At 72.1% G+C, this 15,339-nt stretch carries 14 protein-coding genes; 10 read left to right on the forward strand and 4 right to left on the reverse strand.

Annotated elements, in window-relative coordinates; genetic code table 11:
- Positions 1-18: 18 nt before the first annotated feature.
- From IPH07_11555 to IPH07_11565, 3 genes are all read right to left on the reverse strand, one after another.
- Entirely contained in the window at positions 19-435 is a 417-nt protein-coding gene (locus tag IPH07_11555; protein ID MBK6918027.1) for a VOC family protein, read from the reverse strand.
- Positions 436-473: 38 nt separating this feature from the next.
- Entirely contained in the window at positions 474-1,166 is a 693-nt protein-coding gene (locus tag IPH07_11560) for a hypothetical protein (GenBank protein ID MBK6918028.1), read from the reverse strand.
- Positions 1,167-1,295: 129 nt separating this feature from the next.
- Positions 1,296-1,556: a hypothetical protein gene (locus IPH07_11565; protein ID MBK6918029.1), complete on the reverse strand. Its 261-nt coding sequence runs from the start codon at positions 1,554-1,556 to the stop codon at positions 1,296-1,298.
- A 170-nt stretch (positions 1,557-1,726) separates the two neighbouring features.
- On the opposite strand from IPH07_11565, the gene IPH07_11570 reads away from it, so the two are divergent.
- On the forward strand, positions 1,727-2,569 hold the full coding sequence (locus tag IPH07_11570; GenBank protein ID MBK6918030.1) for a hypothetical protein: 843 nt from the start codon (positions 1,727-1,729) through the stop codon (positions 2,567-2,569).
- Positions 2,570-2,634: 65 nt separating this feature from the next.
- Positions 2,635-3,225: a hypothetical protein gene (locus IPH07_11575; GenBank protein ID MBK6918031.1), complete on the forward strand. Its 591-nt coding sequence runs from the start codon at positions 2,635-2,637 to the stop codon at positions 3,223-3,225.
- Positions 3,226-3,268: 43 nt separating this feature from the next.
- On the opposite strand, the gene IPH07_11580 is transcribed toward IPH07_11575, so the two are convergent.
- Positions 3,269-3,949, reverse strand: a complete 681-nt coding sequence (locus IPH07_11580) for a CBS domain-containing protein (GenBank protein ID MBK6918032.1) — start codon at positions 3,947-3,949, stop codon at positions 3,269-3,271.
- A gap of 169 nt (positions 3,950-4,118) precedes the next feature.
- Between IPH07_11580 and IPH07_11585 the strand changes: the two genes are divergently transcribed.
- From IPH07_11585 to IPH07_11620, 8 genes are all read left to right on the forward strand, one after another.
- A complete protein-coding gene (locus IPH07_11585) occupies positions 4,119-4,997 on the forward strand; it encodes a hypothetical protein (protein MBK6918033.1) in 879 nt (292 codons plus the stop codon).
- A gap of 27 nt (positions 4,998-5,024) precedes the next feature.
- A complete protein-coding gene (locus IPH07_11590) occupies positions 5,025-6,458 on the forward strand; it encodes a beta-lactamase family protein (GenBank protein ID MBK6918034.1) in 1,434 nt (477 codons plus the stop codon).
- A 311-nt stretch (positions 6,459-6,769) separates the two neighbouring features.
- Positions 6,770-8,878, forward strand: a complete 2,109-nt coding sequence (locus IPH07_11595; GenBank protein ID MBK6918035.1) for a DUF1592 domain-containing protein — start codon at positions 6,770-6,772, stop codon at positions 8,876-8,878.
- Positions 8,875-10,206 (forward strand): DUF1552 domain-containing protein, encoded by a 1,332-nt coding sequence (locus IPH07_11600; protein MBK6918036.1) that lies wholly within the window; start codon positions 8,875-8,877, stop codon positions 10,204-10,206. Before IPH07_11595 ends, IPH07_11600 begins: the two co-directional genes overlap by 4 nt.
- A gap of 110 nt (positions 10,207-10,316) precedes the next feature.
- Positions 10,317-10,997: a hypothetical protein gene (locus IPH07_11605; protein MBK6918037.1), complete on the forward strand. Its 681-nt coding sequence runs from the start codon at positions 10,317-10,319 to the stop codon at positions 10,995-10,997.
- Between the two features lie 111 nt (positions 10,998-11,108).
- Positions 11,109-11,819, forward strand: coding sequence for a hypothetical protein (locus IPH07_11610; protein MBK6918038.1), 711 nt, complete (start codon positions 11,109-11,111; stop codon positions 11,817-11,819).
- Between the two features lie 72 nt (positions 11,820-11,891).
- Positions 11,892-14,648 carry a serine/threonine protein kinase gene (locus tag IPH07_11615; GenBank protein MBK6918039.1) on the forward strand — a complete coding sequence of 919 codons (2,757 nt, stop codon included), beginning with the start codon at positions 11,892-11,894 and terminating at the stop codon, positions 14,646-14,648.
- A complete protein-coding gene (locus tag IPH07_11620; GenBank protein MBK6918040.1) occupies positions 14,645-15,295 on the forward strand; it encodes a sigma-70 family RNA polymerase sigma factor in 651 nt (216 codons plus the stop codon). The genes IPH07_11615 and IPH07_11620 overlap by 4 nt, the downstream gene beginning before the upstream one ends.
- Positions 15,296-15,339: the final 44 nt, after the last annotated feature.

The raw sequence follows: 15,339 nt of genomic DNA on the forward strand, positions 1-15,339 counted from the left end.
CCCGCCACGGGACGCTCGCTACCAGCTGCCGGTGTTCGGCATCGACGACCACGGCTCGGCCGGTGCGAGCGCCTCGCCGCGCTGCAACAGCTCCACCGAGATCGCGTCGGGCGAGCGCACGAACGCCATGCGACCGTCGCGGGGCGGACGCAAGATGGTCACCCCCGCGGCCTGCAGCCGAGCACACACCGCGTAGATGTCATCGACCTCGTATGCGACGTGCCCGAAGTTGCGGCCGCCGTCGTACGGCTCGCGCTGGTCCCAGTTGTGCGTGAGCTCGAGCTCCGGCTCGCCGGGCGCGGTGGCGAGGAACACCAGCGTGAAGCGCCCGTTGGGCTCGTCGCGGCGCCGTTGCTCGCTCAAGCCGAGCGCACCGAAGAACTCGAGCGCAGCGGGGAGATCGAGCACGCGGATCATCGTGTGGAGGTACTTCATGGCGGCGGGCGCCCGAGCGTACCAGGCCGGACGCGGCCTCACACACCGAGCGCCGCGGGCGTCGGCGCGAACCACCGCAGGAAACGCACCACCGCCTCACGATCGATGGTCACCAGACGCCAGCCGCGCGCGGCCCACACCGCGGCGGGCCGCTGTGCCGGCGAAGCAGCGCGCAGCGCCTCGTAGAGGTCGAAGGCGGTCACGCCGTTCGCGAAGTCATCCTTCACGACCAGGCGATTCTCGCGACGCAGCGCCGCGAGCTCGCGGTACCCCGGCGAGCCGACGAAGGCCAACCGCTGCGGGAACGAGGCGTAGACCTCGGGGTCGCGGATCGAACGCTCGGCCCAGAACTCGGCGTAGCGCGACGCATAGTTGATGCCGGCCTGGGCCAGGCCCTCGAACGAGATGCCCAGGGTCGCCGACCAGTTCTCGTCGCCCAGTGCGAGGTCGACGCTACCTGGCACCCGCGGATACTCCTCCTGCAAGAGCGCGAGCGTGCTGCGGTAGAGCACGATCCACTTGCGCACGATGTCGAGCAGGAATCGCGGATCGACGCCCTTGAAGAGCTCCGGCCGCGAGCGCCCGAGGTTGCGCAGGAAGAACTGATGAATCGACAGGAACTTCGTGCGCAGGACGTCGGCGTCGAGATCGGGATCGACCTGCAACACCCACGAGGCCGCCCGCAGATCGGCGACCAGGAACTTCATCTGCTCCGCCAACATCGTCGCCATCGTTCATCCTCCGTCGCCGTGGCGCCGGACCGCACGCGGGGTCGAGCCTTCCGCGTGGCTGCGCCGGTGGGGCGACGTCGGATTTCGTCGTCGCCCCAACCCGCGCAGACCGGTCGCCGCGTGTCGTCGTCAGTACCAGCCGCCGCCGCCGCCGTAGCCACCGCCCCAGCCGCCGCCGCCCCCGTAACCACCGCCATAGCCACCGCCCCAACCACCGCCATAGCCGCCGTAGCTCGCGTTGGTCGGGCCAGGTCCGCCACCCCAGCCGCCGCCTTCCCAACCCCATTCACGGCCACCGGCGACGGTCGCGAGCGCAGCGTCGTCGACCGCCTCGATGGTCGTGGTCGGGTTCTGGGAGACGGTGGTGTCCTGGGTCTTGATTCGCTTCATCGTGTCGTCCTCTCGTGTGCCGCTGCCCCGTCCCTCGCAATCGCTGTTGCGTGGCGGGCCCGCAGGGTTCCCGCAATCGACGAACCCGAGCACCGCGCGAGCTCCCGCGCACCTCAGGAACCCGCGAGCCCGTCCACGGAACGTGCGAGGAGGCGAAAGGCAGGCGGATCATGTTCATCGTCTCCGGTACCAAGCGCAGTGGCACTTCGATGTGGATGCAGACGCTGGTCGCGGCGGGCTTCGAGGTCGAGGGCGTCGCGTTCCCGAAGAACTGGGGCGCAGGCTCGCTGCGCGACGCAAACCCCGACGGCTTCTACGAAGGGCTCTATCGCGACGGCATCTTCTTTGGCACCAACCCGCACCCCGAGACCGGCGCGTACGTGCGGCCCGAGCAGACCCGCGGACGCGTCACCAAGGTCTTCATCCCCGGGGTCGTGCGCACCGAGCTCGGCTTCATCGACGGCGTGGTCGCGAACGTCCGCGCGTGGCGTGACTACGAGGCCTCGGTCGCGCGCCTGTGGGCGCTCGAGGATCAGCAACGCGCGGTCGAGGCCCCCGATGAACCGATCCCGATGCGGGTGCCGGGTGCGCTCGAGTGGTGGTCGGAGAACTTCTCGTTGCTGCGCGACCAGGCCCAGCGCGGCTACCCGATGGTGCTGCAGACCTACGAGCAGGTGCTCGCCGACCCCGAGCCGTACGTGCGCCGCGTGATCGAGCTGGCCGGCGGCGGCAACGTCGAGGCCGCCGTTGCGGCGGTGAAGCCCGAGTCACGCACGCAGCGGGCCTCCCACTCCGACGCGATCGAGCCCCGCATTGCGCAGATCTTCGACGAGCTCCACGGCGCCATCGAGCGCCGCACGCCGATCGAAGGCGCGTTCCTGCGGCTGCTGGTGGAGACCAACCGCGAGCTGCAGCCCCGCCTGCTCGACATCAAGTTCGAGCGCACCCGCAAGATGGTGCTGGCCGGATCACCCCCGCCGCCGCTCTTCATGATGGCCGCGGCCATGGGCTGAACGCCGGCGCCTCGGTGAAGCGGCCCTAGATCGGTTCGCGCCGGCGGTGCGTTGGCAGCCCCACGATGAGGACCTCGCACCTGCCGATCGCCGCGCCCTGCCACGAGGACTGGGACGCGATGACGCCCGTCGACCGCGGCCGCTTCTGCCAGTCGTGCACGAAGAAGGTCCACGACCTGACCGAGATGACGCAGGACGAGGCCCAGGCCCTGCTGGACGCACGCGCGGGCGAGCGCATCTGCGTGCGCTACGCCCACGACGACCACGGGCGGATCCGCTTTCGTCCGGCCGCGCTCGCGGCCGTGGCCGTGGCCGCGCTCGCAGCCTGCACCCCGCACGCGCCGCCGGAATCCGCGCCCCACGATCCCCACGACCCGGTCGTGGGCACCGTCGCATCGCCCCCTTCGATCCCGACCGCGCCGACGCCACCGGTGGTTGCCCCACCGCCGCCGCGCGATCCCGACGTGCGTCACGTGATGGGCGAAGCCCCCGCGATCGAGCCACCACCGCCCACGGTGGTGAAGGGCAAGATCGCCGCGCCGCAGCCCGAGCCCGTCCATGTCGTCAAGGGCGACATCTCGGTGCCCAACGAGCCCTGCGATCCCGCGTCGCCGGCCGCCACCGCGCTGCCGAAGTGGAACGAGGGCATGCGCTGACGGAGGCAGGTGTCGTCGCGCCGCGGCGTCTCACCGCGGCCGGCTACGAGCGGGCGGGCAACGCGTGCGCGCCGGTCGCGGCCCAGCGAAACCACAACCGTCCCGAGAGCGCCGCGTCGACCAGGTGCGCCGGCGCGGCCGCGGGCGTCGACAGCAACGTGCGCAGGCGATGGGCGAGATCGTCGGTGCCCTCGGACCAGACCACGCGGTTGGGTCGACCCGGTGCGGCTTCGATCAGCACGAAGAGCCCCGCGCTCGCGGGCACCTCGGTGAGCGCCGAGAAGCCCAGCTGCACGTCGTTCGACCACACCACACCGGTGCGCGCATCGAAGTGGGGGAACGCATCGGGGTGCGGCGCGGGCCGACCGATGAGACCGCGGATCACGTCGAGCGACGACACCACGCCGACCGCGTGCCCTGCGGCATCGACCACCACCAGGTGGTGACGCGAGCTCTCGGCCATGCGCTCGGCGACCTCGCGGATCGACGCGCCCTCGTCGATGCACGCCGGCGGCACGCTCATGTACGCAGCCACCGAGCCACCCGCGCGCGCGTCGAGCAACGCGCGCAGCGAGACGAAGCCGATCGTGACGCCGTCGGCGTCGAGCACCGGCGCGCCGGTGATTCCGAGCGCCACCAAGTGCCGCAGCACCAGCTCGGCACGATCCCCAGTGCGGACGCTGAAGACCTCGTGGTTCATGATTTCCGCGACCGCGACCGCCATTGGAGAAGCCCCCTCGTGGACCCGCAGGAACGGACCCGCAACCAGGCTAACGACGGCAGGCGATCCGCGCATCGGCAATCCATGCGCGACGTCCCGGTAGTGCGGCCAACGCAATTTCGCGGCGATGCGGCGCCCCTGTGGTCGACGAATCACCGCTACCATCGTCGTCGTGGGGAACCTCCGACCGCTGCGACGCCATGCTGCACGCCTCATCGCCATCGCTGCGCTGGGGTTCGCGACCGAGGCCCACGCCGATCAAGTCGTGGTGCTCGACCAGACCTGGACGCACTCGCCCGACCTCCCCGACTCGCACTTCCGCGTGGAGCCGCAGGCCGGCACACCGCAGGACTGGACCAGCCCGGTCGACTATACCGGCGGCTCGGTGTGGGTCTACCTCGAGGTGCAGACCAAGCCGACCGCACAGGAGACCAAGTTCCAGGTCTGCTTCGAAGCCACGCCGACGTATGCCTGCACGTACCAATCGCCGACGTACACCGAGATCGGCACGTACGAGTGGGAGACGCCCTTCGACGGCTTCTGGTCGCCGCCGGGCGAGTACGTCGACTGGACGCAGGGCGTGAACCAGATCGCCTGCATCCTCAAGGACACGATGAACGGCAAGCCGTCGGCCGACAACGTCGGTGACGAGGTCGCGGCGCTCTACACCCCGACCGACGTCCGCATGGTCGTGACCGTGGTGGAGGCCGGCGGCATCTACGAGCCGCCGACGCCGACCGGTGCGGGCGGCAGCAGCAGCGGCGGCAGCGAAGGCGGCGGCGCCGACTCGGGCGGCACGGAGGGCAGCGCCGGCAGCAGCGGCGGTCCGGTCGGCAGCGAGGGCGGCGCGGGCAGCTCGGACGGCGGCGGCGAGACCACCGCGGCGGCGACCACCAGCGGCGGCAGCGGGAGCGAGAGCAGCGGCGCTGCGATGGCACCGAGTGACGGCGACACCAGCGGCTGCAGCTGCCGCAGCGACGGCGGCACGCCGGCCCCGGCAGCCGCACTGCTCGGCTTGCTCGCGTGGCTGCGTCGTCGTCGTCGACACTGATCGGGTCGGGCGCGGGTCATGCTTCGCATGCGCCTTCCGGGTTGGCTCGTCGCGACCGCGCTGTGCAGCACGACGGCGTGCTCGCGCGGGCCGGCGCCCCCGCGGCCACCGGTCGTCGCCGTGACGCCGCACCTGCCGGTCGCCTTCGACGCCGCCGCGGTCGACGCGTGGATGGCGGCGCAGCTGCAGCAGCGCGGGCTGGTCGGCGTGCAGCTTGCCATCGCCCGCGGCGGCGAGCTGGTGTTCTCGCGCAGCTACGGCCGCGCGCGCGTCGGCGGTGCGAAGCTCAGCGACGACACCGCGTTCGCGATCGGCTCGATCACCAAGCAGTTCGTGTGTGCCGCCGCCGCGATGCTCGAGCACGACGGCAAGCTCGCGCTCACCGATCCGGTGGCGAAGTACCAACCCGAGCTCACGCGCGCCAGCGACATCACGCTCGACGATCTCGGCGCCCACCTGTCGGGCTATCGTGATTTCTACCCGCTGGACTTCCTCGACCAGCGCATGCGCACGCCGACCACCCCGGCGGCGGTCATCCAGCGCTACGCGACCGCGCCGCTGGACTTCGAGCCACGCACGCGGTGGTCGTACAGCAACACCGGGTTCCTCGTGCTCGGTCGGGTCATCGAGCAGGTCGGCGGCACGCCGCTGGGGCCGTGGCTGCGCACCCACGTGTTCGCGCCGCTGCACATGGACCACAGCCACTTCGAGCCCGCGCCGCAGACCGCGGGACTGGCCACCGGCCACACCCGCTTCGCACTCGGCGAGCCGAGCCCGACCCCGCGCGAAGCCAGCGGCTGGATCGATGCGGCCGGCGGCATCTGGGCCACTGCGAGCGACCTCGTGCGCTGGGACCTGGGCCTGCTGGCCGGCACCGTCGTGCCACCCGACGCCCGCGCGAAGCTGACGACCGCGCGCACCCTCGCCGACGGTCGTAGCACCGACTACGGCTGCGGGCTCGGCGTGCGGCGACAGTCCGGCGACGAGCTGTGGAGCCACTCGGGTGCGGTCAGCGGCTTCGTCGCCTACAACACCGTGATCCCGCGGACCGGCACCGCCGTGGTCTTGTTGGCCAACACCGAGGGCAGCAGCGTGGGCGACCTGCACGCGGAGCTGGTCGCGATGATGCTCGCGGTGCCCGAGCAGGTGCCGATCGTCGCCGGCCCCGGTGCGGTCGAGGTCGCGGGGCAGCTGTTCGCCCAGCTGCAGCGCGGCACCCTCGATCGCACGCGGCTGTCGAGCGAGCTGTCGGCCTACTACGACCCCGCGCGCGTGCGTGCGGCCGCGGGGCGCTTGCGCGAGCTCGGCACGCCCGTGCGCATCGAGGCCGACCGAGCGCGCGAGCGCGGCGGCCTCGAGGTCACGCACCTGCGGCTGGTGTTCGCCGATCGCACCGTCAAGGCGCTGATGTACCGGCGGCCCGATGGCACCGTCGAGGAGTTCCTGCTGTTGCACGACTGACACCCGCGCGTCTGGGCCGGTCACGACGGCGGCCCGCCGACGAGCGCGGCCCACGGTCCCGCGAACCCCCTTCGCGGACGCGATCTCGGCGTCGGCCCGGGGAGCGGGCGTCGACGTGCACGCTCGTGCACGATCGCAACCCCCGCGTCCGCCCCGAGCGCGCGACCTCGCACTGACGAAGTGCCGTCTGCGTAGTGCAGCCGACTCACGAATCCAACATCGGCACGCGCCGTACGAAGGGTGCTGCATGCCACGCAACGACCGATTGCCGGCGACGTCGCGGGCTGCGATGGTGCGAGCTGGGAGTGGGGATGCAACGTAACACGCGAGCCGTCGTGATCATGGGAGCGCTGGCGCTCGCGTCGGGTTGCTACACCGGCGTCGGCGAGGGCCGAGCCGATGGGCAAGCCGAGGGCGGCAGCACGGGACTCACCGGCGCCGCGGAGGCCGGTGGCAGCGACGGCGACTCGACCGGAGGCGGCGCCGAGGCGCAGGACCCCGGGCGCGTCACGCTGCACCGACTCAACCGCGCCGAGTACGACAACACCATGCGCGACCTGTTCTGGGGTCTCGACGTGTCGCCGGCCGAGAACTTCCCCGCCGACGATCACAGCTTCGGCTTCGACAACATCGCCGACGTCCTCAGCGTCACCTCGCTGCTGTTCGACCTGTACGAGCGTGCGGTCGACGGCGTGCTCGATGCCGCGTTCACCTCGACCGGCGGCGGCGAGACCGTGCGCGGCGAGGCCGAGGGCGGCACCGCCACCGGCGGCTCGACGCTCGGCGACGCCTGGCTGCTCAGCACCACCGGCACGGTCACGCTGCCGTTCGAGGTCGCGACCGCCGGCGACTACACCGTGCGTGTGCGCGCGTGGCAGCAGGCCGCTGGCCCCGAGGACGCCGAGCTCGAGCTCACCGTCGACGGCGTCGCCCACGGCACCACAGCGGTCGCGGCCACCGTCGACGCCCCCGGCGTGTACGAGTTCGCGGTCACGCTCGACGCCGGCACCCGCAGCATCTCGGCCGGCTTCACCAACGACTACTACGACATGGCCACGAGCGCCGATCGCAACCTCGCGGTCGACTGGATCGAGCTCGAGGCCCCCGGCGGCCCCGGTGGTGCGACCGACGTGCGCGCCAAGCTGCTCACGTGCGAGCCGGTGGCCGGCAGCGAGGCCACCTGCGCCCGCGAGATCCTGGCCGCGTTCGCGCCGCGGGCATGGCGTCGACCGCTCGCGCCCGGCGAGCTCGACGAGCTGGTCGCACTGACGCAGTCGGCGCTCGACGAGGGCGACGGCTTCGAAGATGCCCTCCGCCACGCGCTCAAGGCGGTGCTGCTCTCGCCCTACTTCGTGTTCCGCGTCGAGATCGATCCCGATCCCGAGTCGACCACGCCCCACCCGGTCGACGACTACGAGCTCGCGTCGCGCCTGTCGTACTTCCTGTGGAGCAGCATGCCCGACGACGAGTTGTTCGCGGTCGCCGAGGCCGGCACGCTGGGCGACCCCGAGGTCATGGCCGAGCAGGTCGTGCGCATGATCGACGACGAGCGCGCCGAGGCGCTGATGGCCAACTTTGCCGGCCAGTGGCTCTACATCCGCGCGGTCCAGCCCGACATCGTCAAGGACGCGCTGCTGTTCCCGGACTACGACCCCGAGCTCAACGTCGCGATGCGCACGGAGATGGAGCTGTTCTTCCGCTCCTTCGTGACCGAGCGTCGCAGCCTCCGCGAGCTGCTCACCGCCGAGGAGAGCTTCGTCGACGCGCGGCTGGCTGGGCTCTACGGCGTGCCGGCACCGGCCGGCACCGGCTTCTCGCCGGTCAGCCTCGCGGGCGCCAACCGCCGCGGCATCCTCACGATGGCGGGCCTGATGACCGTGCTCAGCCACCCGCAGACGTCCTCGCCGGTCAAGCGCGGCAAGTGGGTGCTCGAGCAGCTGCTGTGTGCACCGCCGCCGCCACCACCGCCCAATGTTTCGCCGGTGCCGGCCGAGCCGCTGCCCGACGCGAGTGTGCGCGAGCAGCTCGAGGAGCACCGCAAGAACCCCTCGTGCGCGGGCTGCCACAACCTCATCGATCCGCTCGGTCTCGGGCTCGAGCACTACGATCCGATCGGGGCCTACCGCACCAGCGATGGCGGCAAGCCGGTCGATGCCAGCGGCAACCTGCCCGACGGCACCACCTTCCAGGACGGCCTCGAGATGGTGACGCTGCTCTCCACCCGCGACGACTTCACGCGGTGCACCGTGCAACACGCAGCCACCTACGCGCTGGGCCGCGGCATGGGCGACGCCGATGCGCCCTACATCGACGAGATCCTCGCGAATGCCGAGGAGGGTGGCTTCGCCCTCGAGGACCTCGCGCTCGCCATCGCCACCAGTGACATCTTCCGCATGCGCCAGCCGCAGGAGGCCCCATGAACACGACCCGCTTCACCAAGCGCCCTGCGCTGTCGCGACGCGCGTTCCTCGGCAGCGGCGCGGCCGTGATGATCGGCCTACCGTGGCTCGAGGCGATGGAGCCCGATGCCCGTGCGGCCGGCGAGACGCCGCTGCGCTTCGTCGCGGTCTACGTGCCGTGCGGCATCCACATGCAGCGCTGGACGCCGTCCACGGTCGGCAGCGACTACGCGATGACGCCGATCCTGCAGCCGCTCGAGGCCCTGCGCGACGACGTGCTGGTGGTCTCCGGCGTCGACAACCGCGCCGGCGAGTTCCCGGCCGCGGGTGACCACGCGCGCGGCACGGGTGCGTTCCTCAGCTGCTCGGTGGTGAACCTGTCGGAGACCGACATCACCAACACCACGACCATCGACCAGCTCTATGCGCAGCACATCGGGCAGCAGACCTCGATGGCCTCGCTGCAGCTCGGCACCGAGTCGGGTGGCAACGTCGGCAACTGCGACAGCGGCTACAGCTGCGCGTACATGCGCAACATCGCGTGGGTCGGTAACACCCCGATCCCCAAGCTGACCGACCCGGCGACCGCGTTCAACCTGCTGTTCTCGGGCTTCGACCCGGGCGCCAGCGCGGCCGAGCTGGCGCGCATCAAGAGCCGACGGCTGAGCGTGCTCGACCACGCGACCTCGAGCGCCCAGGCGCTGCACGCCAAGCTCGGCACCCGCGACCGCATCAAGCTGCAGGAGTACCTCGACTCGGTGCGCGACCTCGAGCTGCGGGTGCAATCGGAGAGCACGATGCCGCAGTGCGAGCTCGGCACCTTCGATCTGTCGTTCTCGAACTACCAGCAGCACGTCGAGCTGATGAGCGACATCATGGTCAAGGCCATGCAGTGCGATCGCACGCGCGTGTTGACCTTCATGATGGACAACGGCGGCAGCAACCGCGACTTCGGCGACATCGGGGCCGGCGGCGGCCACCACAACATCTCGCACCACGGCGGTCTGCAGGAGAACTACGACAAGCTCACGCTGATCGACACCTGGGAGATTTCGCGGCTCGCGTACCTGCTGCAGGCGATGAAGGACTCGCCGGAGGGCGACGGGACGCTGCTCGACAACTCGGTGGTGTTCTTCGGCAGCGAGATCGAAGACGGCAACACGCACTCGCACCGTGACATGCCGATTCTCCTCGCCGGTCGACTGGGCGGCGCGATCACGCCGGGTCGTCACGTGCAGTTCGACGCCGCGCCGCTCGCGAACCTGTTCCTCGCCGTGCTGGAGGGCCTGGGCGTCGACGTCAGCACCTACGGCGACGAGGGCACGCAGCCGCTCGACGGCCTGGCCTGACGCTTCGCTGGAACCTCGGGGGCCGCACACGGCACTACCGCTTGGGCGGCGACCACGGGCACCTCGGGTGCCGGTGGGCGGTGTCGCGCCCAGGGCGGAGACCAGCACCCGTGATCCCGAGCGACAAGCATCCGTTCCCCCGCGCGCCTCGACCCGATCTCGCGCTGCTGCTCTCGCTCGGCGCGCTGCCGATCGCAGCGGGCTGCACCACCGGGGCCGAGCCAGCGGGCGGCAGCTATCCGTACTTCACCACGGGGCAGGGCTCGGCGAGCGCCGGCGACGACGGCTCGGACGACACCGACGGCGGCGACGAGAGCACCGGCGACGGCGGCGCGAGCTCGGCCACCGGCGCCAGCAATACCTCGAACACGACCGGCGCCAGCGCGACCGGGGCCAGTGCGACCGGGGCCAGCGCGACCGGAGCGAGCGCGACCGGGGCCAGCGGCATGACCTACGGCATGACCTACGGCATGACCTACGGTGGCAGCTACGGCGGCAGCTATGGCGGCTCGTACGGTGGCAGCTACGGCGGGGGCGATCTGCCGCCCGAGTGCTACGCCTTCGTCGATCACTACCTCGAGTGCATCCCCGCCGCGATGCAGTACGCGCAGGAGATCGCGCAGTACTGCGCCGGCGACCTGATGTACGCCGCGATGAGCGGTGGTCAGTGTGGCTCGGCGATCGAGGAGTACTACGCGTGCATGAGCATGGTGCCGTGTCAGCAGCTCCAGGGCGGCGACGCCGATCCGTGCGACGGCGCCGGTGTGGCGCAGGTCTGCGGCGGCGCCTGATCGCCCGCGACCCGACCCACGAAGGGCCGCAGCGACGGCCGCGACGCCGACGATGATGCAATCGACCGCGATCCGTGAACCGGTCGGCACGGTGGCGCTAAGGCCTCGACGATGTCCCCTGCCGTCGTCGTCGTCCTGTCCTTGATCGCCTCCGACCCCGCACCGGCCACCGCAGCGAGTGCGAGCGCACCGGTCGACCAGCCCGCACCCGCGCAGCCGAAGTACCGCGGCACCGGGCTGCTCACCGCCACGGGCCTGCTCGCGGGCACGTCGCTGGCGCTCACCATCGCGCGCAACGCCAAGCTCGCGAAGGACTGTCCGCTCGATCCCAAGATGCCGGTCGCGTGCACCTACTCCTTCAAGACCGACCTCGGGCTCGCCGCCGGACAGTGGTCGCTCAACCTCGCCAACGTCGGTGTGGCCCCTGGCGCGGGCGTGATGCTGGCGCGCTACCACGCGTGGAAGGACGCCGGCACCGGCAAGCAGCGCAAGCTCGGTGCGATCATGGGGGCCGGCGGTGCGGTGCTGGGCGTCGGGGCCGTCGGCGTGATCAGTAGCGTCGCGCTGGCCTTCACGATGGGCAAGCGCTGCCTCGACAAAGAGATCGATGGCGGCGACCCGCTCGCGGGCGATCGCTGTCTCCGCCGCGCCTACGCCGGCTGGACCATGTGGAACTGGAGCTCGTTCGCCATGGTGTCGGCCGGCGCCGCGATGCTGGCCTACGGCAGCACCTACAAGCGGCACGCGAGCGAGCAGCGGGTGCAGGTGTCGCCCTACGGCGGACGCGGGCAGGCGGGCGTCATGGTCGCGGGGCGCTTCTAGTCCACTGCGGCGCGAAGGCGCTGCGGCGCGCGGTGCCGCAAAGCGCCCCTGCGACCGCGCTACCATGATCGCGTGGACAGTCCACCGCCGCTCGACGCGCCCGAGCTCGCGCGCCTCTTGGCCGCGCGGCCGCAGGCGGAGCGCGGCGAGGGCGTCGCGGCGTTGGCCCGCCTGCGTGCGCGTCTGTTCGGCGGCGCGATGCACCCGACGCTCGAGCGCTACACGATCGAGCGCACGCTCGGTGCGGGTGGCGGCGGCATCGTCTACCTCGGCCACGATCCGCGCCTCGATCGACCGGTCGCGATCAAGCTGCTGCGCGAGGACCCCGGCGCGCACGAGGGCAGCGCGGCGCGCCGCCATCGCTTGCTGCGCGAGGCCGAGGCGCTGGCTCGAGCGCCCCACCCCAACGTGCTCGCGATCTACGACGTCGGCACGCTGCCCGCCCAGGATGGCGCCCGCGTCGGCTTCCTCGTGCTCGAGTACGTCGAGGGCGAGGATCTGCGGGCGTGGCTGTCGACCCCGAGGTCGTGGCGCACGGTGCTCGAGGTCTTCTGCGCCGCGGGTGCGGGCCTGGCCGCGGCCCATCGCGCCGGCGTGGTGCACCGCGACTTCAAGCCGGCCAACGCGATCGTCGGCCGCGACGGCCGCGTGCGCGTGATCGACTTCGGTCTCGCGCGCACACAGCAAGAGCGCGCGACCACGGCGCCCCGCGACGACCTCGACGAGCTCGACAGCCACCGCACCAGCGATGGCAGCTTGGTCGGGACCCCGGCGTACATGGCCCCCGAGCAGCACGCCGGTCGCGAGGCCGACGCGCGCAGCGATCAGTACGCGTTCTGCGTGGCTCTGTGGGAGGCGCTGCTCGGCGGTCGACCGTTCGTCGCGCCGACGCTCGCGGCCGTGGCGCGCGCGAAGCACCGTGGTCCGCCCGCGACGCCGCGCGGCACCGCGGTGCCCGCCCGCGTGCTCGCAGCGCTGCGCCGCGGACTCGCGGTCGATCCGTCGCATCGCTTCCACGACATGGAAGCACTCCTGCGCGCGCTGGCACCTGCGCGCGCGCACCCCTGGCTGCCTCTCGCCGCGGCCAGCGTCGCGATCGCAGGGCTCGTGGTGGTGGCCGCGTCCTCGCGCCCACGGACCTGCACGCTCGCGCAGGCGTCCCCGCTCGCGCCCGCGGCGGGTGCGGCCCGCACCGCGATTGCCGGGGCACTCGGCACCGAGGTCGACGACCCCGCGCTCGCGCGGGTCTGGACACGCATCGATCGCTTCGATGCCCAGTGGCACGAGGTTGCGGCGCGCACCTGCGACGCGGCGCTCGACACTACCGCCTTCGATCGACGCAGCAGCTGCCTGCGAGAGCACCGACGACAGGCGCTCGCGGTGATCGAGGTGTTGTCGCAGCCCGGCGGCCGCGCGCCCGCCGTCGCACTCGACGCACTCGACGCCCTGCCGGCGCCGCAGGGCTGCGCGCTGCTGCAGCCCGAGCAGGCGCCCGAGCCAGCCCCGGCGCTCGCCGGCCGGGTGGCCGCGGCGCGCAGCGAGCTCGCGACCGCAAAGGCGGTGGCTTCGAGCGGCCGCGTGCACGAGGCCCGCGCGCTCGCCGAGACTGCGGCCGTGACCGCTACGGCCACTGGCTTCGAGCCGGTGATCGCCGAGGCGCTGCTACAGCTGGGCAGCGCGCAGGAAGGCATCGGCGATTATCCGACGGCGAGCGACACCCTCGAGCGCGCGCACGCATCGGCACTCGCGTGTCGTCACGACGTCGTGGCCGGCAAGGCGGCCGCGATGCTGGTGTTCGTCGAGGGCAACCGCCGTCGTCGCCTCGACGAGGCGCTCGCGTGGGCCGAGCGCGCCACGCTCGACGACGAACGCGCCGGTGGCAGCGACGACCCCTCGCGGCTGCCCTCGGTGCTGGCCTCCGCGCTCGCGCTCGGCGGCCGGCTCACGGAGGCGCGAGCGGCAGCTGCAGAGGCGGTCGCACGCCACCGGGCCGACCTGCGCCCCTCCGATGGTGACCTCGGGATGCTGCTCAACAACCTCGGCGACATCGAGCGCAGCATCGGCGATCTGAGCGCGGCCGAGGAGCACCTGCAGCGCGCGCTCGTGCTGTTCGAAGGCAGCTACGGTCACGAGCATCCCCGCGTCGCGATGGCGCTGAACAACCTCGCGGCCGTCGAGCTCGCGCGGGGGGACGACGAGGCCGCACGGGATCACCTGCAGGCCGTGGTCGCGCTGCGCGAGCGATTGCTCGGCCCCGCCCACCCCATGCTCGCGACCACGCTGGCCAACCTCGGGGTCGCGCAGCGACGCACCGGCGCGCTCGACGATGCGCGGGGTAGCTACGGCCGCGCGTTGGCGATCGTGCGGGCCCGTGGCATGGAGCGCGATCCGCTGCTGGCCGGCCTGCTCACGGGCGCGGCCAACGTCGAGGTCGCCGACGGCCGCGACGACGCCGCGCTGCCGCTGTTCGACGAGGCGCTGGCGCTGTTCGAGGCCACGCTGGGGCCCGATCACCAGGAGTACGGCCGCTGCCGCCTGAACCGTGCCCGCGCGCGGGCACGCAGCGGACAGGTGGCGGCCGCGCAGGAGGACTTCGACCACGCGATCGCGATCGCGATCGCCGTGTGGGGTCGCGCCGAGGCGCAGGTCGGGCTCGATCGACTCGCGTTCGCACGGGCGCTCGCCGACGCCGGCGAGCACCAGCGCGCCCACGCGCTCGCCGAGCTGGCGCTGGCCGAGCTCGCGGTCGACGATCCGGAGCTGCGCGCCGACCTCGCGGCGGTGGTCGAGGGCAACGACCTCGCGGTGCTCGCGGAGACCCGCCCGTGATCGCCGCCGAGCCTACCGACCACGATCTGCTGCTCGCCTGGCGCGACGGTGACGCGCTCGCGGGTGACCTGCTGGTGCGGCGTCACTTCGACGCCATCTTCGGGTTTCTGCGCGCAAAGGCCCCCGAGCACGTCGACGAGCTGATCCAGCGCACCTTCCTCGGCTGCACCGAGGCGGTCGATCGCATCGACGAGGACCTGAACTTCCGCGCGTACCTCTTCGGCATCGCGCGCCGCCAGCTCATCTATCACTTCCGCCGCAGCCGACGCGAGGCCGCGCGCTTCGATCCGATGCTCGAGTCGGTGCTCGACGCCGGTGGCACCCCCAGCCGTGTGGTCGCGATGCGCCAGGAGGAGCGCGTCGTGCTCGATGCCTTGAACGCGCTGCCGCTCGACCTGCAGATCATCCTCGAGCTGCACTACTGGGAGGGCATGGCCGTCGGCGAGATCGGCCAGGTGCTCGAGGTGCCCGCGGGCACCGTGAAGAGCCGCCTCTTCCGCGCGCGCGAGCGGCTGCGCGAGCTGCTCGGGACGCACGGCGGCGCCGACGACGACCCGACCGCGGACAGCCCCGGCGCTGCCCCCGAGCTGCGCGCGCTGCAACGCTCGCTGCGGCCTGACGGCGGCGACCCGCCGTCCACGGCCTGAAGCCGCGCCGCGCGGTCGCCCTGGCGCGCGCCGCCGAAGTTGTC

The organism is Deltaproteobacteria bacterium (assembly GCA_016709225.1).
Classification (GTDB): domain Bacteria; phylum Myxococcota_A; class Polyangia; order Nannocystales; family Nannocystaceae; genus Xiheibacterium; species Xiheibacterium phototrophicum.

Coding starts and splice junctions, on each gene's coding strand:
- IPH07_11555 (MBK6918027.1), bottom strand. CDS start 435: ATGAAGTACCTCCACACGATGATCCGCGTGCTCGATCTCCCCGCTGCG.
- IPH07_11560 (MBK6918028.1), bottom strand. CDS start 1,166: ATGGCGACGATGTTGGCGGAGCAGATGAAGTTCCTGGTCGCCGATCTG.
- IPH07_11565 (MBK6918029.1), bottom strand. CDS start 1,556: ATGAAGCGAATCAAGACCCAGGACACCACCGTCTCCCAGAACCCGACC.
- IPH07_11570 (MBK6918030.1), top strand. CDS start 1,727: ATGTTCATCGTCTCCGGTACCAAGCGCAGTGGCACTTCGATGTGGATG.
- IPH07_11575 (MBK6918031.1), top strand. CDS start 2,635: ATGAGGACCTCGCACCTGCCGATCGCCGCGCCCTGCCACGAGGACTGG.
- IPH07_11580 (MBK6918032.1), bottom strand. CDS start 3,949: ATGGCGGTCGCGGTCGCGGAAATCATGAACCACGAGGTCTTCAGCGTC.
- IPH07_11590 (MBK6918034.1), top strand. CDS start 5,025: ATGCGCCTTCCGGGTTGGCTCGTCGCGACCGCGCTGTGCAGCACGACG.
- IPH07_11595 (MBK6918035.1), top strand. CDS start 6,770: ATGCAACGTAACACGCGAGCCGTCGTGATCATGGGAGCGCTGGCGCTC.
- IPH07_11600 (MBK6918036.1), top strand. CDS start 8,875: ATGAACACGACCCGCTTCACCAAGCGCCCTGCGCTGTCGCGACGCGCG.
- IPH07_11610 (MBK6918038.1), top strand. CDS start 11,109: ATGTCCCCTGCCGTCGTCGTCGTCCTGTCCTTGATCGCCTCCGACCCC.